Annotated in this window: 3 protein-coding genes and 1 pseudogene; 1 reads left to right on the forward strand and 3 read right to left on the reverse strand. The window is 35.8% G+C overall.

The features are described 5' to 3' along the window. From WBM60_RS15255 to dapF, 3 genes are all read right to left on the reverse strand, one after another. Positions 1 to 732, reverse strand: a 732-nt coding sequence (locus WBM60_RS15255) for an endolytic transglycosylase MltG (protein WP_424283288.1), incomplete at its 3' end; no start/stop codon positions are given. Further along, positions 732 to 1,253 carry a GNAT family N-acetyltransferase gene (locus WBM60_RS15260; RefSeq protein WP_424259024.1) on the reverse strand — a complete coding sequence of 174 codons (522 nt, stop codon included), beginning with the start codon at positions 1,251 to 1,253 and terminating at the stop codon, positions 732 to 734. The genes WBM60_RS15255 and WBM60_RS15260, both read right to left, overlap by 1 nt. After that, complete coding sequence (dapF, locus tag WBM60_RS15265; protein WP_424283289.1) at positions 1,250 to 2,026, reverse strand: diaminopimelate epimerase; 777 nt, start codon at positions 2,024 to 2,026, stop codon at positions 1,250 to 1,252. Before dapF ends, WBM60_RS15260 begins: the two co-directional genes overlap by 4 nt. A gap of 128 nt (positions 2,027 to 2,154) precedes the next feature. Between dapF and WBM60_RS15270 the strand changes: the two are divergent. Continuing rightward, a pseudogene (locus WBM60_RS15270) lies at positions 2,155 to 2,420 on the forward strand (serine protease); the annotation flags it as partial.

The following is a 2,420-nucleotide window of genomic DNA, read 5'->3' on the forward strand; positions in this document are numbered from 1 at the left end:
AGGGTCTGCCTGAAGTAACATATTCTTTTTCAGCCTATTGAGATATAATCCCGCAACCCTTGGTCTCTCATCAACCTTGGCAGTTTCCTTTTGAACAATTGAAGCAAGGGCAATTACTTGTTCTTGCGTCAAATTCAATACTTCTGCTTTCTTTAGTCTGTCGTCATTCCAAAAACGAAGATATTCCTTCCGCATTCTAACACGAAAATCCGTCGCGGACGTATTCCAAAAAAATTCATAGCTGTTAGGAATATAAATTGATAGCCCTGCATCTGCTGTCAATCCATTCTCTTGCAGAAATCCAGTGTCGGTGAAAGCTTTTAATAAAGAAATACTATCTGCCTCAATTTGGGTAGAAATTCTTCCCGCCAATTTTTCCAAAGTTTCCTGATTATTGAAAGAGACATTGACTGGAATATTATTACTTCTTAAAGAATTAACAATCTCATTGTTGTTCATTCCTTTCTTTAAAATATATTTTCCCGGTTTTATATGGTCAATATAATTTTTCCGTTTTGCAACCGCTTCGAACGTCTCTATATCAGATAAAAGCGGTATAACCAGACTCTTTAACTCATCATATGAGCTGCCCGTTGGAATATAAATATAAGCTTCCTTATTATTAAAGGCTGTATTAGGCGAAAAAAGAGCATTATATATTAAATAGGCAAAGGCTCCTCCGACAATCAGGCCAAGAAGCACTATGATCAATAAAATTTTTTTTATATACATTATTGGCCAAACTTTTGAAAAAGTAATTCATTCTTAAATTTTCCTCCTACCAGGACCCAGTCCTTTTTAACTCCTGCGAGCTCAAACCCCATCTTTTTGAATAGTTGTATACTCGCCTCATTCTCTTCACCTACATTTGCATATAGCTGGTTTAAATTCAGCACAGTAAAAGCATAATCACATAATAAAGAGACCGCTTCGGAACCGTAACCATTATTGCGTTCCGACTCATCCAGAATTACAATCCCAATTCCCGCTCTTCTGTGTTTGGGATCAAAATCAAATAGATCGATTAACCCGATTACTTTGTTCTGTTCGTTGCAGATAGCAAGACGTAACTGTTTTACTTCATAAATATCTCTGTGTGCATTATCCAGATACAATTTGAGTACATGTCTGGAATATGGTGTTACAGTGCCACTAATTTCCCAGATATCGGAATTATTTTCCAGTTCGTATAAAAATTCCAAATCTCCAGGTTCCAATGCCCGTAATTTGGTTTGTTTTCCCTTTAAAATCAAATCTCTATTGTTCCTTTAAATACCTGTTTAGCCGGACCATCCAGCCGTATATTTGTATATCCCTCCGAGCCTTTGTTAAATCTAATTGATAAATCTCCACCCTTAGTTAAAATATTTAACTTCTCACTATTTGTCTTACCCCAATAATGCATTCCCAATGCAACGGCAGTGACCCCTGTTCCGCAGGACAAGGTTTCATTTTCCACACCCCTCTCATAAGTTCGTACCGAAAAATCATTGTCTGAAGTTTGTTCAACAAAATTTATATTGCTCCCCCCTTCTCCATAAATTCCATATCGTAGCTTTGCTCCTTCTTCAACTACATTATAAGTGTCTAAATTGGAAACCATCTGAACATGATGGGGTGAACCGGTATTTAAAAAAAGACAATTAGGTTTTGCCATAATTTCTGGCACATTTTGCATATGTAAGCTAATAATTCCATCATCAATGGTGGCACGGTGCAAACCATCTGCCGCATTAAATTCTGCATTTTTAGCAACTATGCCCAGGAATTGGGCAAAAGCCACAATACATCTTCCACCATTGCCGCACATGCTGCCGGGATTTCCATCAGAATTATAATATACCATCTTAAAATCCAATGAATTATCTTCTTCCAACAAGATTAATCCATCTGCACCGATACCGAAACGTCTGTCACAGAGAAATGAAATTAATTTCTTGTCAGCTTTGGGAAATTTTCCAATCCGATTATCAATCATGATAAAATCGTTACCCGTGCCTTGATATTTATAAAATGTAACTGTCATAGCCGAATGCAAGTAACAAAGATATGACTTTATTTGAGCAATTTAAATGAGTTAAAAAGTCGTTAAATGGAAATATTTAGATTAAAAATCAAGTATTTTTACAAGGCAATTTAAAAGATCATTTACCTATGAAAAGATTTGGAAGCCTATTATTAGTTGCTGTTTTCGCTGGTGCAATAACCCTTGTTTCGTATAAGATGTTTTTTGAAAAAATAAATTATGCGGTAGTCACGGACAAATCAGAGATTCCATTATTAACTACTAGTAATAAACCTGTGTCTTATAAAGGAAATGGTATTAACGAAGTTGATTTCACTATTGCTGCAGAAAATACCGTTAACGCAGTTGTGCATGTTAAAAACCTTACATTAAATAGCAGCCCGGGAAGCTTATT

This window comes from Eudoraea sp. (assembly GCF_049669105.1).
Lineage (GTDB): Bacteria > Bacteroidota > Bacteroidia > Flavobacteriales > Flavobacteriaceae > Eudoraea.

Coding starts and splice junctions, on each gene's coding strand:
- dapF (WP_424283289.1), bottom strand. CDS start 2,026: ATGACAGTTACATTTTATAAATATCAAGGCACGGGTAACGATTTTATC.